Source organism: Ruminiclostridium cellobioparum DSM 1351 = ATCC 15832 (genome assembly GCF_000621505.1).
Taxonomy (GTDB): domain Bacteria; phylum Bacillota; class Clostridia; order Acetivibrionales; family DSM-1351; genus Ruminiclostridium; species Ruminiclostridium cellobioparum.
Window position 1 is genome coordinate 67837 of the sequence record NZ_KK211293.1, and the last position, 17038, is coordinate 84874.

14 protein-coding genes are annotated in these 17038 nt (G+C 39.9%); 10 read left to right on the forward strand and 4 right to left on the reverse strand.

The features are described from left to right. Positions 1–84: 84 nt before the first annotated feature. The 3 genes from T344_RS0123965 to T344_RS0123975 all read left to right on the forward strand — a co-directional run bounded on the left by T344_RS0123965 (position 85) and on the right by T344_RS0123975 (position 4356). Complete coding sequence (locus T344_RS0123965) at positions 85–1044, forward strand: ABC transporter permease (protein ID WP_027630799.1); 960 nt, start codon at positions 85–87, stop codon at positions 1042–1044. Positions 1045–1055: 11 nt separating this feature from the next. Further along, a complete protein-coding gene (locus tag T344_RS0123970) occupies positions 1056–1949 on the forward strand; it encodes a carbohydrate ABC transporter permease (RefSeq protein WP_027630800.1) in 894 nt (297 codons plus the stop codon). An 82-nt stretch (positions 1950–2031) separates the two neighbouring features. Continuing rightward, positions 2032–4356 (forward strand): beta-L-arabinofuranosidase domain-containing protein, encoded by a 2325-nt coding sequence (locus T344_RS0123975; RefSeq protein ID WP_034863019.1) that lies wholly within the window; start codon positions 2032–2034, stop codon positions 4354–4356. A 434-nt stretch (positions 4357–4790) separates the two neighbouring features. Here T344_RS0123975 and T344_RS0123980 read toward each other — a convergent pair whose 3' ends face one another. The 3 genes from T344_RS0123980 to T344_RS0123990 are packed head-to-tail and all read right to left on the reverse strand — an operon-like array spanning position 4791 to position 9397. Further along, a complete protein-coding gene (locus T344_RS0123980; protein ID WP_027630802.1) occupies positions 4791–7250 on the reverse strand; it encodes a transglutaminase domain-containing protein in 2460 nt (819 codons plus the stop codon). Between the two features lie 4 nt (positions 7251–7254). Further along, positions 7255–8454 carry a DUF58 domain-containing protein gene (locus T344_RS0123985; protein ID WP_027630803.1) on the reverse strand — a complete coding sequence of 400 codons (1200 nt, stop codon included), beginning with the start codon at positions 8452–8454 and terminating at the stop codon, positions 7255–7257. Then, the gene (locus T344_RS0123990; RefSeq protein ID WP_004624215.1) at positions 8441–9397 is read right to left on the reverse strand and encodes an AAA family ATPase; all 957 of its coding nucleotides are present in this window, start codon (positions 9395–9397) and stop codon (positions 8441–8443) included. The genes T344_RS0123985 and T344_RS0123990 overlap by 14 nt, the downstream gene beginning before the upstream one ends. A gap of 255 nt (positions 9398–9652) precedes the next feature. Here T344_RS0123990 and rpsO point away from each other — a divergent pair, with 255 nt between their 5' ends. From rpsO to T344_RS0124025, 7 genes are all read left to right on the forward strand, one after another. Continuing rightward, positions 9653–9916 (forward strand): 30S ribosomal protein S15, encoded by a 264-nt coding sequence (gene rpsO, locus T344_RS0123995; RefSeq protein ID WP_004624262.1) that lies wholly within the window; start codon positions 9653–9655, stop codon positions 9914–9916. Positions 9917–10178: 262 nt separating this feature from the next. After that, positions 10179–12302 (forward strand): polyribonucleotide nucleotidyltransferase, encoded by a 2124-nt coding sequence (locus tag T344_RS0124000; RefSeq protein WP_027630804.1) that lies wholly within the window; start codon positions 10179–10181, stop codon positions 12300–12302. Positions 12303–12491: 189 nt separating this feature from the next. Next, positions 12492–13733, forward strand: a complete 1242-nt coding sequence (locus tag T344_RS0124005; protein ID WP_027630805.1) for a M16 family metallopeptidase — start codon at positions 12492–12494, stop codon at positions 13731–13733. A 201-nt stretch (positions 13734–13934) separates the two neighbouring features. Further along, on the forward strand, positions 13935–14810 hold the full coding sequence (gene dpsA / locus T344_RS0124010) for a dipicolinate synthase subunit DpsA (protein WP_027630806.1): 876 nt from the start codon (positions 13935–13937) through the stop codon (positions 14808–14810). Between the two features lie 2 nt (positions 14811–14812). Further along, positions 14813–15403, forward strand: coding sequence for a dipicolinate synthase subunit B (locus T344_RS0124015; RefSeq protein ID WP_004624082.1), 591 nt, complete (start codon positions 14813–14815; stop codon positions 15401–15403). 163 nt (positions 15404–15566) lie between these two features. Continuing rightward, positions 15567–16325 carry a ClpP family protease gene (locus T344_RS0124020; protein WP_084331332.1) on the forward strand — a complete coding sequence of 253 codons (759 nt, stop codon included), beginning with the start codon at positions 15567–15569 and terminating at the stop codon, positions 16323–16325. Beyond that, positions 16322–16564, forward strand: coding sequence for a YlzJ-like family protein (locus tag T344_RS0124025; protein WP_004624195.1), 243 nt, complete (start codon positions 16322–16324; stop codon positions 16562–16564). Before T344_RS0124020 ends, T344_RS0124025 begins: the two co-directional genes overlap by 4 nt. A gap of 17 nt (positions 16565–16581) precedes the next feature. Here the strand turns inward: T344_RS0124025 and T344_RS0124030 are convergent, their stop codons facing one another. Then, entirely contained in the window at positions 16582–17034 is a 453-nt protein-coding gene (locus T344_RS0124030) for a PaaI family thioesterase (protein WP_242842139.1), read from the reverse strand. Positions 17035–17038: the final 4 nt, after the last annotated feature.

Consider the following 17038-nt stretch of genomic DNA (forward strand, 5'->3'; position numbering starts at 1 on the left):
TTGCAAGAGGGAGTTTGATGCTCCCTCTTGCCTTAAATTAAACATTAGTGAAACTATAAAAAACTGAAAGGGAAGAGATGGAATATGAGTGATATTATTATGGAAAATATGCCGGTTAACCCGAAACAAAGCAAATTCAGGCATATTTTTAAAAAAGTAAAAAAAGAAAGGCAGCTATGGATTCTATGTATTCCCTTGGTGGCATGGGTTGCTACCTTCGCCTATTACCCCATGTATGGAATTATTATTGCTTTTATAAAATATGTACCTGGTAAACCGTTTTTGGATTGCCAGTGGGTTGGTTTGAAATATTTCCAGCAGTTTTTTGAGTCGCCCGATTTGTTTTTAATTCTTAGAAATACTTTGGCTATAAGCGGACTGGACCTTTTATTTGGATTTCCTGCACCTATTTTACTTGCAATTCTTATAAATGAACTTGCCTTTAAACGGTTTAAGAAATTTGCTCAAACCGTTTCATATATGCCTCATTTCGTATCCTGGGTTGTTGTATCAAGTATAATGTTTACCACTTTAGGTACGGATGGCGTTTTTAACGAGGTTTTACAATTACTGGGAATAGTACATGAACCTGTTGCCTTTCTCAGTAAAGGAGAATATTTCTGGGGATTGATTACGATATCTAATATATGGAAGGGAATTGGCTGGGGTTCAATTATTTATCTGTCTGCCATAGCAGGAATTGATGAAGAGCTTTATCAAGCCGGCGCCGTTGACGGACTGGGGCGTTTCGGTATGATTTGGCATATTCTGTTGCCTGGCATAAAGACAACCATTGTGCTTCTCTTTATTTTGCAGATAGGCGGTATTCTCAATGCAGGTTTTGAACAGCAGCTTTTAATCGGTAACAGCCAGACAAGAGAATATTATGATGTAATTGACACGTATGCATATAGATATGGAATTCAGCTCGGTCGCTATTCGTACGGTGCGGCAATCGGTCTGATGAAATCTGCAATAGGACTTAGTCTCGTTTTGATTACAAATAAAATTGCTAAAAAAGTCAGTGATTTATCAATTATATAGGGAGTGGGAAAATGAAAAAATACTATAAGGACACAATAGGGAGCAGAATTTTTGATATATTTAATGTGGTATTTATGATTGTCTTTTGTTTTTTTGTTATATACCCCTTTTATAATCAGTTTGTGATATCTTTAAATGAAGGAACTGATGCAATGAGAGGAGGCTTATATTTCTATCCAAGAAAGATTTCCTTTGAAGGATATCATTGGCTGTTTCAAAATCCGCACCTGTTAAAAGGTGCAGTAATTTCCGTATTCAGGGTGCTGGTAGGAACAGGTACCTGTCTTTTTGCAACGGGGCTTCTGGCTTATATTGTAACCTTGAGGGATTTCTCGGGAAGAAGATTCATGAGGGTTCTGTTTGTTGTGACAATGTACTTCAGCGGCGGACTGATACCTACATACCTGTTGATCAGCAGCCTTGGCCTGACAAACAGCTTTAATGTCTATTGGATTCCAGGTTTGATAAATGCATATTATATGTTATTGATTGCTTCATATATACAAAATTTGCCCGAGTCCATGGTGGAAGCTCCAAGAATCGACGGCTGCAGTGAACTGAGAATATACTGTCAGATAATCCTACCCTTATCATTGCCTGTTTTCGCTGCTGTGGCAGTCTATTTGGCAGTCCAGCACTGGAACGCCTGGTTTGATGTTATGATATATAATCCTTCCGGAAGGTGGGATACTCTTCAGATATACCTTAGAAGACTGCTGCTGGAAATGGATATGGTGCAGAATCTGCAGAATGAAATGCTGATCCAGTCAAAATTTAAAAATCTCAAACCTTTGACCTTCAGGGCGGCCACAACTATTGTGGTTACCGTACCCATACTGGTGGTATACCCGTTTTTGCAAAAATACTTTATAGGAGGTATTACAATTGGGGCTGTCAAGGGGTAGCGGTATCACATGGAGATTGAAAATTTAAGATGATTTAAATAATGTAATAATGGAGTCTATTTTTGAAAGGAGAAAAACTATAATGACAGAGTTGTCACATAATATGTCAGACCTTGACGCTGTTAAAGCAGATAAAGCCGGCATATATCTTGGAAATATATTTACGGTGGAAACAGACTTGAAATTACCTGCAGAGGGGAAATATGGTTCCAGGATTTCATGGGAATCAAAATATTTAAATGCCATAAGCAATGAGGGTAAAGTTACACGGCCTGAAGCAGGCAAAGGTAATGCAATTGTTACACTTGTAGCTGTCGTAACCAAAGGTCAATATACCGATAAAAGAGAATTTGAAGTGACTGTCCTGGAAAAAGAAAGTTTACGCACTATAACTGCCGTTAAGGAATACAACATTCAATGCGGGATGGGATGTATCCCGAGGCTCCCCAAAGTGGCCATAGTTGTGAAGGATGATGGAACCTCCGGTATAGCCGAGGTAGAGTGGGAAGCAATCAATGAGTCCTGTTGCCAAAAGCCGGGATTGATTAAAGTCTGCGGAACAGTATCAGGAACCGGTTTGAAGGCAGCGGCCAATGTAAAAGTAGTTTCAGAGGAAACAGAGGCAGATCCTGAAGCTGATAGTATTCCGTATAAAAGAGCAGCAGAACCGTTTGAACTGAGCAGTGTGACCATAGAGGATAAAGTCTTCTCGGCAGGAAGAGACAGGGATTATCAATATCTTTTGTCTGTTAACGACGACCAGCTGCTTTACAATTTCCGTGAGGCGTCGGGGCTGGATACAAAAAATGCTCCGACCGCAGAGGGCTGGGATGCTCCCGACTGCAATCTGAGAGGGCACACAACCGGGCATTATCTATCTGCTATAGCTCAGGCATATGCCGGTTCACAGGACAAGAAATTCAGGAAAAAAATTGATTACATGATATCCGAATTGGGAAAATGCCAGGATGCAATGGCGGCGTCGGGTAAATTCAGTCCCGGATTTCTAAGCGGTTATTCTGAGGAACAATTTGACAAATTGGAGGAACTGACCACATATCCCAAAATATGGGCGCCTTATTATACACTGCATAAGATAATGGCAGGACTGGTTGATTGCTACGTATATGCCCGAAACAAACAGGCGCTTGATATTTGTACAAAGCTGGGGCATTGGGTTTATAACAGATTGAACAGGCTGACCGAAGAAAAACGGGCTAAAATGTGGGCTTTGTATATTGCAGGCGAGTTTGGAGGAATAAACGGGGTAATGGCCAGACTTTACGGTTTAACCGGAAACCAGGAGTTCCTGAAAGCGGCAGAATTTTTTGACAATGACAAACTATATGTGCCAATGGCTGAAAATATTGACACACTTGGAGGAATTCATTCAAATCAGCATATTCCGCAGGTAGTTGGTGTTATGGAAATGTTCCTGCAAAATAAAAAACCGTATTACTATAAAGTTGCAAAAAACTTCTGGGATATGGTTGTCAGCAGCCATACTTATAATATAGGCGGTAACGGTGAGGGTGAAATGTTCAGGGCAGCCGGCAGGATTGCAAGATATATCGGTGATAAGACTGCTGAGACCTGTTCTACATACAACATGTTAAAGCTGACAAGGGACCTGTTCTTCCACAGTCCCGAACCCAGGTATATGGACTACTATGAAAGAGCTCTCTACAATCACATAATTGCATCCCAGGACCAGAGTGCTCCAAATGGCGGTTCAACATACTTTATGCCTTTATGCCCCGGTTCCCGCAAGGAATTTGATACCGATGGCAACACCTGCTGCCACGGCACGGGGATGGAAAATCACACAAAGTATCAGGACTCAATTTATTTTCATTCGGCTGATAAATCGGCTTTATACGTTAATTTATATATGGCTTCAACCCTTGTATGGAAGGAAAAGGGCTTCAAAATAACCCAAACCGGCGATTATCTGACTGATCAGGCAATAAAGCTTCTGATTGACGGCAGCGGAAAACTTGATATAAAGTTACGGGTACCATATTGGATCGAAAAAGGTTTCACGGTAAAAATAAATGGTACGGTTCAGAATATTGCCGCTCAAGCCGGAAGCTATGTAACACTGTCAAGAGAATGGAACAGGGGAGATCAGCTTGAAATATCAACGCCATTTACTTTCCGTGCAGAGAGGACTCCCGACGATCAGTCCGTTGCGTCTATTATGTACGGGCCACTGGTAATGGTGGGAATAAGTGAGGTTGATAAGTACATAGAGCTTACTCTGGATTCAGAGGATATATCAAAGTCATTTATTCCTGCGGGAGATCCATTGAATTTTATTACCGGAGGCCTTTTCCTGGTTCCGAATTTTGCAGCTTACAATGTAGCGTACCACGCATACTTCAAAATAAAATATGCAGGTAATTAATAAGTTAACTCGTAGTGCCGGTTAAATTATCGCTCAACTTTCCAGAGGCACAGTTTATGCTGATTATGCAGGTACGTGAGTACAACTTCAAGCTATGGATTAGCACGGTAAAAGTGCTTACTGAAATTTGTAGGTGAACAATAAGTATTTTTGTCGTCAAATTGACAGGATGTAAATTTGAGCAGCACACGAGACACGGATGTCGAGTTGCTGCGACGGCAAGAAAATACTTATTGTGAACCGTACTATTTCACGTAAGCGATTTGTGTGCAATCTATAGCTTGAAGTTAGTATGGAAGTACCTGTATATTTTCCTTTTAACTGTGCATCCTATTTTATGAAGTTAGTGCGGAAAGTTACCATTTGATTCAGGTTAAACCTATCTGTAAAGTCAAAGCACAAATCGGCACAGTAAGTTAAGTTATTAATCAACTTTAAAACCTTCCCAGCAGGTATCTTGAGAATCCGAACTTAAATCTGCCGGATTTCTCAAATATTAATTCCAGTAAGACGTTAATGAATTCAAGAGTCTGTTCAATCTCTTTATGAGTTAAAGGATTGCGGCTGTATCTGGCTTTTACGTAGTACCCGGAAATTTTAGTGAAACTGGTTTTATTAAAAGAAAAGCTCTTGATATCAAAGATTTTTTCAACCCTTTCACTGAACTGGGTGGGCGTTTCACCCGGATGTAGTGTAACCCCCTGGAATTTCAGGGCTTTTAAAATATAGCCATAGGCAATCAACATTGAAGAATTGGGATCGCCTTTTTTAATTTTCCTCTGAAGATTATAAAACTTGAAGTAATTGATTGAGGCAATTGTACCCATGACCAGCACGATCAAACCTATGGCAGCCGAAATAATTATTAAGGTCAATACCGGTTTTTTCATCCCGGAGTCAGTTTCAGTCTCAGTATCAAAGTCATAAGTTACCGCAGCTCCCTGATTTCTGTACCTGTCCATCATTTCCATATAATCATTGTAGCCTGTATCCAGCATATCACTGCTGATGGTGGCAGAAATTGTCCTGTCGTTGTAGAGGTTTGCAACAAAAGGAGAGGTTGGTTCGAAGGGAATCCAGCCAAATCCGTCAAAATAAACTTCAACCCATGCATGGGCCTGTTGATTTGTAACCTTATATACCCCGTCCTTTTTTTCAGGGGGTAAAATATATCCTTCAACATATCTGGCCGGTATATCCAGGCATCTCAGCAGCACTGTCATGGCCGAGGCATAATAGGTGCAGTAGCCCTTTTTGCCGTCAAAAAGGAAATAGTCCACAAAATCCCGGCTTCTGGGAGGAGTTCCGGGAGCCAGGGTATAGGGATAATTTTTTGAAAGGTAAGTTTCGATTGCCTTGGCCCTGTCATAGTTGTTATTTTTATCTTTTGTAATTTCCTGCGCAAGCTCTCTGACCCTGGGTGTAACGGTATCGGGAAGCCGGGTGTAATTTGTGTAAATCGAGTCGGCAGTATCATTGATATTTGAAGCCGGGGCGGCGTTGGAATCATTAATGTCCGTACTTCCGGCCGGAGTCGCAGAGTCGGAATTGAGTATCCTTATATTATATTGGTTCCTGATGCTGGTCCTGACATCCGATTTACTGCTTTTTCTCAGCAGGTCAATCAGCTTTTCACTTTTAAGGTTTAAATTAAAATATCTAAGGTTGTAGGAGAAGCCCTTACCTTTAATATCTTTTGTGGAAAGCATCTGCTCATTATCCAGAAGTACCTCCTGCGGTGACCTGAACTTTAAATTGTAAGCTTTGACCGGCATGAATATTGATTTTGTTTTCATATTTACAAATTCAACTTCTGCAGCCGAACTTTCAAAATAGTCATTTTGATTCATATCCAGTGAAAAAGTTCTGCCTTTAAGAGCTGATAAAAGCCCCATAAACATTAGAGAAGTGTCGGAATTGAACTGTCTGTCATATACCAGTCCCAAACCCAGGGAATTAAAATTGCCTTCGTGGGTATACCAGCGGTGCCCGTCATAGTTAACCTTTGAAGCAGCGCGTAAATACAGGTTTGAATGGTCGGTTTTAACATTCATAACATGGGTATTGTTCAGCTTGAGATTTCCACCTAATTTGTCGGTTTTTCCAAAACCTGAGATGCCAAATGAGAAATAATCAAAGGAAGAAACGTCAACGCCCGAAAATTTATTGATAACCCTGTCTATGGTTTTATCTATTCTGGTATCCAGCCAGGGAATGGAAAAACGTCCCTGGTTAAGAGGGAACATGAAGGTTATGGCTATAACTATAATACAGACGGGTGATATGTAAATAAGATATTTGAGCCTGTTTCCGGCATCATAGGTTTTTTCCCCGTTTCTTTTCTGCAATATATAAAAGAAATAATACAGCAGGAAGGAGAAGATGAAGAGTACAAATGACAAATCACTTCCTGAAATATTCAGCTGGAGCTGAACAAAGAAGATGCTGAAGAACATTATGGTGGTTACATAAAAGTTGTAAAATTTAATGGTGAATATAAAAACAAACAGAGTAATGATAAATGCTGTTGAGAGTACTGTTATTGTGGTAAAAACCGGAACGGAAATGTCCTTATAACCGTTGGTTATATCCACAAACCATATGGAATACCGGTTCAACCAGATCAATGCACTTTCAATACCGGTTTTAAAAATAATTACTGCAGATCCGGCTGTCAGTATCACAGCAATTAAAATACAGGATACCAGTGATGAAATTTTAGTTCTGAACATAACAAAAAACAGCAGGGTGATAGGGATTACGGCAATAAATATCATCAGGCTGAGAGTGCGGGTCATGAACAATGAAGTATAGAGTGTCTGGCTGATGCTAGCCGACATAAGCATAACGAGTATTAAATTGGCAAGCATTCCGAATTTATTTTCACGTGTCATCAGTCTAACCCCCCAGTACCATTTTTATATCATCGTCAGGATTGACGGTATATGCTCTTACACCTATTTCAGGCAGGATATCCAGGATGTCATTTACCACTTCAAATTTCTCGGTAACAAGATTTTTAGGAGAAATATATATCAGACAGATTGAATGATTGGACATCTGAGCCTTGTAAATAACATTATAAAGGTCAACATCGAGAATGCTTGTAAGGATTATCATATCATTGGTGTTATTGCTGCTTTCGTAATGAAGCGATACAATGTCTGCCAACGGAACCTTCTGATTGAAGGGTACGTTGGATAAGGTTTTATAAATGTACTCAAATTCATGCCTGTTGGAAGCCTTTAAAATCTCTATTTTATCATCAAAGTACGTGTAGTTGACGGATATACCCTTCCGGAGATAATAATTGAATACCGCAACAGCTGCTTCGATTATCTTATCTTCCAGAACGATTGTAATCTCACCCGGATAGGGATTTTGCCTTAGATCTATAAGTATATTGACATTTGCATCGGAAGTACACTGGTAATTTTTAATCATCCAGTTATTGCTTCTGGCCGACAATTTCCAGTGTATCTTTCTGAAACTGTCACCATGCTGATACAGCCTCATATCCTTAATATTATTCACATCTTCAACCGCACCCTGGGATGAGCTTTGTGATTCAAAACTGTTTGTTGTAAATACATCAAACTTAGTCAAATTTTCAATTTTGGGAAACACAATAATTTTTTTTGTTTCCGGCAGTTTATATTTTAACCTTATAAGGCCGAGAAAGTCCTCAATATGAATATCACTTATTCCCACCTCATATTCACCCCTGTACCTGCATTCCATGTCAAAAACAAATTCCTTTTTTGAAAAAGGGGTAATTGACAGGCTTTGTGAGTAGGTTTCAGCATTGAAAAGAGTATGTGAGCCAAAAAAGGACACATAAACATAGGGGTAAATTATAAAATCCTCATTGCTGAGCTTGACCACAAGCTTTACAGATTCTCCCTTGGTTATTACTCTTTTATTGATATCCTGAACAAATTTAAAGCGGGCATAGACGTAAATGGTGTAACCAACGGAGAAAATGAGCAGTGACAACAGTGAAAAAAAGAAAAAGGAAGGAGCAAAGCCTCCGAAATTGTACCGGAATATAATGGCCAGTATAAATAAAAATATAAATGTTATCCTATTTTTTCTCATAATTATCTACCAAAGGTATATAAACCTTGTCTATAATATTGGTTAAAATATCTAGAGCGGACATTTTCTTTAATTTAGCTTCCTGTTTGAGAATAATACGGTGCGAGAGGGTGGGAAGCAGCATTTTTTTTATGTCTTCCGGAAGCACGTAATCTCTTCCGTGGTAATATGCCCAGGCCTGAGCCGCACGGCAAACCGCAAGAGAACCTCGGGGACTTGAGCCCAGGGCAATGTAATCATTTTTTCTTGTCATATTGACAATGTCTACAACATAGTTTTTCAGTGTTTTATCCAGATAAACCTGTTTAACTTCATTCTGAATATTCAGAATGTCCGAGCTCTCGGCAACCGGTTCAAGAGTTTCCAGAGGATTATCCTGAAGGAATCTGGATAAGATATAAACTTCTTCACCGGCCTGGGGATAGCCCAGGGATATTTTCAAAAAGAAACGGTCCATTTGAGCTTCGGGCAAAGGATATGTGCCGATATACTCGATGGGGTTCTGGGTTGCCAATACCATAAAGGGCCTGGGAAGCTTATACGTGGTGCCGTCAACCGTGACCTGGTTTTCTTCCATTATCTCAAGAAGACTGGATTGGGTTTTTGGTGAGGTCCTGTTTATTTCATCGGCCAATAAAATCTGACACATTGCACTTCCGGGTCTGAATTCAAATTCGCAGGTTTTTTGATTATATATGGAGAAGCCCGTTATATCTGAAGGGAGAACGTCCGGGGTAAACTGAATTCTTTTGAAGGAAGCAGAGACTGACTTTGCCAATGCGGATACCATACTGGTTTTACCGACTCCCGGAACATCTTCCAGCAATACGTGTCCGTTGCAAACCAGAGCAACCAGTGTCAGTTCTATCGCATTTCTCTTACCGACAATAACCTTTTCGACATTGTCGGCAATTTTTCTTAAAAGAGCAGAGTTGTTGTTCATTGCATCATCTCCTTCGTTAATACAAGTATATAGTAATTATATTATTTTGTTGCAATTTATTCCATATAATTTATGTCTATATAATCGGACAAAAAATTATTAATTTATCATATATAAATTAAATATTGTAAATAATTATGAAATATGCTAAAATACCAAAGGTACAATTTTTCAACCATTAACTACGTTTTTGGGTTCTCCATCCAATTACCTGGTTTATGGCGTTTAACATTATTTATAATTGGAGGTTACAACATGTTTAAGGAAGTAAAACAGGAAATTATTTCAAAGTATCAGCTTCATGAAGGCGATACAGGTTCACCGGAGGTTCAGGTTGCTATTCTTACAGAAAGAATCAATCACCTCAATGATCATTTAAAGACTCATAAGAAGGATCACCACTCAAGAAGAGGACTTCTTAAGATGGTCGGTGCCAGAAGAGGTTTGTTAAACTATCTTCAAAAAAATGATATTGAAAGATATCGTGCAATTATTGAGAAACTTGGTCTAAGAAAGTAATAATTATAGAACAGGCAGGCTGAGGCCTGCCTGTTTTCTAGTTCACTTTCTGCAGGTTACCGTACATATTTTTGTGGTAAAATTTAAGTATTTACAATGAAATAAGAAATAAAAAAGAAGAAATAATATTAATGTCGCATATGGCTATGGACGGTAGAAGGTAGATTGTACGCCAAAAACGGTTTGGCGCAGAATCTACATGCTACAGTCTATAGTTTTAAATAGCATATGAAAACCAATTAAAAAACTTAGGAGGACTAGCATGTTTAAAACATTTAGTATGGAACTGGCCGGCAGAACACTTTCGGTTGAAACCGGAAAGCTGGCTCAGCTGGCAAACGGAGCCGCAATGATAAGATATGGTGACACTGTGATAATGTCAACAGCCACAGCATCTGCATCACCAAGGGAAGGAATAGACTTCTTCCCCTTAAGTGTGGACTATGAAGAACGTTTATATGCCGTAGGCAAAATACCCGGCGGTTTCATAAAGAGAGAAGGAAAGCCTTCAGAAAAGGCCATATTGACTTCAAGAGTTATTGACAGACCTATCAGACCGCTTTTCCCAAAGGATTTGAGAAATGATGTTGCTGTCGTAAATACCGTAATGTCGGTGGAACAGGACAATTCACCTGAAATAGCTGCCATGATCGGCGCATCAATTGCAATAAGCATTTCCGACATACCCTTCAACGGACCTATCGGCGGTGTGGTTTTAGGTTTGATTGATAATGAAGTTATTATAAATCCAACTGAGGAGCAGCGCGCAAAGAGCAAAATGTATGTTACCCTTGCAGGAACAAAGGAAAAGATAACAATGATTGAAGCAGGTGCCGACATTGTTCCTGATGATATAATGCTGGATGCCATAAAAAAGGGTCATGAAGAGATCAAAAAAATATGTGATTTTATAAATGATATCGTAAAAGAAATCGGTAAGCCCAAATTTGCTTATGAATCGGCAGAAGTACCTGCAGACCTGTTTGCAGCCGTAAAGGCCTTTGGTTATGAAACAATGCGTGAAGCGGTGCTGGCAACCGACAAACAGGACAGGGACGACAAGGTAAATAAACTGACTGAGGAAACTCAGGCTGCACTTGCCGAACAATTCCCCGAAATGCAGTCAAAAATCAATGATGCAATCTACAAGCTTGAAAAGAAAGTAGTCCGTGAATACATCCTCAAAGAAAGTAAACGTGTTGACGGAAGACGTCTGGATGAAATAAGACCGCTCTCAGCAGAAGTGGGCGTACTCCCAAGAACTCATGGTTCGGGGCTTTTCCAGAGAGGACAGACACAGGTATTGACAACCGTAACTCTTGGTGCCATGGGAGATGTACAGATGCTGGACGGTATTGATACGGAAGAAACCAAGAGATACATGCACCACTACAATTTCCCCGGCTACAGTGTGGGTGAGGCAAAGACTTCAAGAGGACCCGGAAGAAGAGAAATCGGCCATGGTGCTCTTGCCGAGAGATCACTGGTACCTGTAATTCCGTCGGAACAGGAATTCCCATATGCTTTCAGACTTGTATCGGAAGTTCTTATGTCAAACGGCTCCACTTCACAGGGAAGTGTATGCGGCAGTACTCTGGCGCTGATGGATGCAGGTGTGCCTATTAAGGCTCCTGTTGCAGGTATTTCTGCAGGTTTGGTAATAGATGAAGAAAATCCTGACAATTTCATTACATTTATGGATATCCAGGGCATAGAAGATTTCTTCGGAGACATGGACTTCAAGGTTGCAGGTACTGTTGAAGGTATCACTGCCATACAGATGGATATAAAGGTTGACGGACTTACCTATGAAATCATCCGCCAGGCCTTTGAGCTCACCAGAAAGGGCCGTATCCAGATAATAAACGATGTCATGCTGAAAGCAATTCCGGCCCCCAGAAAAGAGCTGTCGGATTACGCGCCAAAGATAATTACAACAAATATAGATCCTGAAAAGATCAGAGATGTTATCGGACCCGGCGGAAAAATGATCAACAAGATCATAGCTGAAACCGGTGTCAAGATTGACATCGAAGAGGACGGAAGAGTATATATACTGACTCCTGATGCGGCAGCAGCTCAAAAAGCGCTCAAAATAATCCATGGAATAGCAAAGGATATCGAACCCGGCGAAATTTACATGGGTAAAGTAGTGAGAATCACTACCTTTGGTGCCTTTGTAGAAATATTACCCGGAAAAGATGGACTTGTTCATATTTCAAAGCTTGACAAGAAGAGAGTAGATAAGGTCGAAGATGTGGTTAATATCGGAGATGAGATCCTTGTTAAAGTTACAGAAATAGACAAGCAGGGCAGAATAAATCTTTCAAGAAAAGATGCAATGACCGATGAAAGCAGCGAAGAAGCCAACAAACAAAATAACTAAAATAATCAGTAAAAGGAACTATTGCAATATTTGAGATATATTATACAAAAAATTTACTATAACATATATTATATAGTGCTTTAAATGTAAATTCGGGCGTAGACACAGCAGTTTACGCCCAGTTTACTATTTCTGATATGTTATTTGTATATAAGGCAAAAATATTTAGAACAGCATTTGGAGGACTTGATGTTTAAAAAAATCTTATTAGATAATGGCTTGAGGTTGGTATATGAAAAAATTTCTTATGTAAGATCAGTCTCAGTCGGCATTTGGGTGGGTACCGGTTCCAGAAATGAAAGTGTAAAAAACAATGGCATTTCCCATTTTATTGAGCACATGCTCTTCAAAGGTACCGCCAACCGTTCTGCAAAGGAAATAGCTGAATGTATTGATGCTATCGGTGGTCAGATAAATGCATTTACCGGTAAGGAATGCACCTGTTACTACACCAAGACACTGGATACCCATTTGGGCATTTCTCTGGATATTTTATCGGATATGCTGTTCAATTCCAGGTTTGCCGGCAATGATATTAAAATTGAGAAAAAAGTTGTTGTTGAAGAAATCGGAATGTATGAGGATACTCCCGAGGAACTGGTTCATGACATATTTTCCGAAATGGTTTGGAGCGGGAACTCACTGGGTTATCCCATACTGGGAACTCAGGACTGTATAGACGGGTTCAACAAAAAAATGATAAATCAATATATGGAGGATAACTATACTCCGTACAATACAGTTATTTCAGTAGCGGGTAACTTCGATGAAGACCGGCTTATTGAAGATGTGAAGAAATATTTCGGAAACTGGAGCCGTACAGGAGAAAACGCCAGGAAATATCAGACCGCCCAATACCGTACCGACAAGGTAATAAGGGAGAAGGATACCGAGCAGGTTCATTTATGTATGGGCTTTGAAGGCATCGAAAACGGGGATGACAGGGTTTACTCACTGTTGGCTTTGAACAATATATTCGGCGGGGGAATGAGTTCGCGGCTCTTTCAAAAAATAAGAGAAGAAAAGGGTCTTGTATACTCCATCTATTCATATCCCTCAACCTATAAAACTGCCGGATTATTTATGATTTATGCAGGCATGAATCCGGAATATCTCCAGACAGTTATCGACCTGACAAAAAAGGAAATAGACCTTTTAATCAAAAAGGGCATTACAAAGGATGAACTTGATAAATCAAAGGAGCAGCTCAAGGGCAATTATATCCTTGGCCTTGAGAGTACCAACAGCAGGATGAACAGTATTGGAAAGTCGGAGCTCATGCTTGGACGTATAAATACACCTGAAGAAGTACTTCAAAAAATGGACAGGATAACAATAGATAATATCAGAGAAGTAATTGATATGGTTTTTAGATATGACAAATTAAGCATGTCGGCAGTGGGAAATTTAAAAAAACAAATTGAAATATAGAGACATCTCCAGAAAAGATAAATTTAATATATGCTTCTGCTTTTTAACGGCACGAAGAAAAAAATAAATCATTCCGGTTAATCGGATGATTTATTTTTTTGCACCCGTTTGGACAGGCACTAGGTATTTGTCCAATACATAAAATATACTAGTCGTCATAAATAGTTAAATATCCGGTCCGGGGAACGGGAGGGTCTACCAGTGGTTGAAAAGAAAAAATTTAGTATTATCGGAGGAGATCTGAGGAATGTAAAATTGGCCGAATTTATTGCTGCCGAAGGTAATTCGGTTGATATATATGGATTTGACAAAGCAGGCTTTGATGTGAAGATCAAGCAAAGCAGCACTTTGGAAGAAGCCATCAATGGCTCTGATGTGATAATCGGTCCAATACCATGCTCAAACGATAACGAATTTATAAACGCACCTTTCCACAGTGAAAAAATATTGATTCATGATGTTTTTAAACTTATGACCAAAAATCAATTATTTATCGCAGGAAGAATCAGTGAAAAAATTGTACATCTTGCCCAGGTATGCAACGTATACAATGTTGATATGCTGGAAAGGGAGGAAATGGCAGTACTCAATGCAATTCCGACTGCAGAAGGTGCAATACAGATAGCAATGGAAGAAATGCCAATAACTTTACATAACAGTAATACATTGGTCCTTGGATACGGAAGGATTGGAAAGACATTGGCTAAAATGCTGCATGGCATTGGTGCAAATGTTTTTGTTGAGGCACGAAAGTATGCAGATATAGCATGGATTAAAAGCTTTGGCTATAAAACTGTTAGTTTATCAGAATTGACGCAGACAATAAAAGATATGAATGTCATATTTAATACAATTCCATCCGTCGTATTGAATAATGATATCTTGAAAATTTTAAATCCTGAATGCCTGATTATCGACCTTGCATCGAAACCGGGCGGAGTTGATTTCGATAAAGCAAAGGACCTTGGACTCAGAGCCATCTGGGCGCTGTCGCTTCCAGGAAAAGTTGCCCCTGTTACAGCTGCAGAATTTATTAAGGATACTGTATTTAATATTATAGAAGAGTTGGGGGTATAACAATGATATTGAAAGGAGTAAGAATCGGGTTTGCTGTTACAGGCTCATTTTGCACCTTTGCTAAAATAATCCCTCAGGTAGAGAATTTGGTTAACGAAGGTGCAGAAGTTATTCCAATAATATCTGAGTCTGTAAACCTGTACGATACACGGTTTAACAAAGCTGAGGATTTTAAAAACACTCTACAGGCCATAACCGGTAAACAGCCCATAAACTCCATTGTGGACGCTGAACCCATAGGTCCGAAAGCTCTGCTGGATATATTGGTTATAGCACCTTGTACCGGCAATACTATTTCTAAAATTGCAAATGCCATAACCGACAGTTCTGTTACCATGGCCTGCAAAGCGCATCTCAGAAATATGAGACCGGTTGTGATAGCTGTTTCCACCAATGACGGGCTTGGAGCAAATGCAAAAAATATCGGTATTCTGCTGAATATGAAGAATATATATATGGTTCCCTTTGGTCAGGATGACCCTATTAAGAAGTGTACATCACTGGTAGCAGATTTTGATCAGATTTTGCCCACTATTCTCAATGCACAGCAGAATTGCCAGATCCAGCCCATACTTGTTTGTAAAAAAATATGAAAAATAGGTTAAAAGGTTATAAACACCACGGAATATCAGGTTAAGCCGTGGTGTTTATTGTTACGTATTATTTTATAAAATAACTTAATAATAATATAAGATAAAAATATAGAAATTAAAATTTATTATTAAGGCGAATACTTAACCCTTAATGGAGGATAGAGTGAATAAACAATACCGACAAAATGATGAAACCCCGGAAAGCCAACCACCCGAACAGCAGCAGGAACAAAACGCCAACATGCAGGAAATCAAGGAACTTGGGACAACCAACCTGCCAAATGAGGAAAGTAACATACATTGCATGTCCATTATCGGACAGATAGAAGGACACATACTGCTGCCGCCCCACAACAAAACCACCAAATATGAACATGTTATTCCTCAGCTGGTAGCCATAGAAGAGAGCAAACAAATTGAAGGACTGCTCCTGATACTGAATACAGTCGGAGGAGATGTGGAGGCAGGTCTTGCTATTTCAGAGATGGTTGCCAGTCTTTCAAAGCCGACCGTTTCACTTGTTCTGGGCGGAGGACACAGTATTGGTGTTCCCATGGCGGTTTCGGCGGATTATTCCTTCATAGCAGGCTCGGCTACAATGACAATACACCCTATAAGGCTGAACGGATTGGTAATCGGTGTACCCCAAACATATGAATATTTTGACAAGATGCAGGAAAGAGTGGTTAATTTTGTATCCAGCCATGCAAATATTAAGAAGGAAAAATTCAGGGAGCTGATGCTGAAAACCGGAGAGCTTGCCAATGATGTGGGAACTGTTCTATTTGGAGAAGAAGCTGCCAGGATTGGACTGATCAATGAGGTTGGGGGCCTGGCGGATGCCATCCGCAAACTGAAGGAACTGATTGAATTAAACAAAAAGAATACTGATTGTTCAAAGGAAGAGGGCTTGCTGCAATGATTTTATATACCATTTATGATCCTTCTGTAGTATTTCAAAATGTCGATTATTACAACCAGGAGAAATTGAACTCCGGATTTGCTGAAATGGAAGTAAACGGGGTAAGGGTCCTTGCTGCCCCGGCCCAAAATGAAGGGATGCGGATAGAGCGGCTGCTCAGTACAAATCCCATGCATTTTTTAGACCCCAGGCTCCAGCCGGGAGTGAGTATACCGGAGAAGAGGAGCCAGGGAGGATAAAAATTATTTAACATTTATTATCTGCCATCCTTTTTCGGGGTGGTGACCTGGCCTGAGAAAAAATCAATCATCATATTTTTTCTGTAGCCTGTACCGCTGAACCTGGCAATAAGTGAGCCGTCTTCATCAAATATATCCACATCACAGCCGCATATTTTCTTACCTGCTTCAATCTCTTTTGCTTCAGCGGTTATGACTTTCCCTTGCGGAGCCTTAAAATATGTAATACCCGTATTGATACCCACTGTGGCCAGGCCGCCTGAATTGGTTACAGCAGCAAAGGCAAAATCCGCAAGGGTGTATATTGCTCCGCCCTGAACCACATTTAGACCGTTCAGGTGTTTTTCTGAAAGTTCAAGCCGGGTAACTGCACAACCGGCTCCAACCCTTATCAATTCAATTCCCACATAATGGGCAAACCTGTCCCGTTCAAAAAATTTTTTTATGGCGTTTTCCAAATCCTTTTTCATCTCC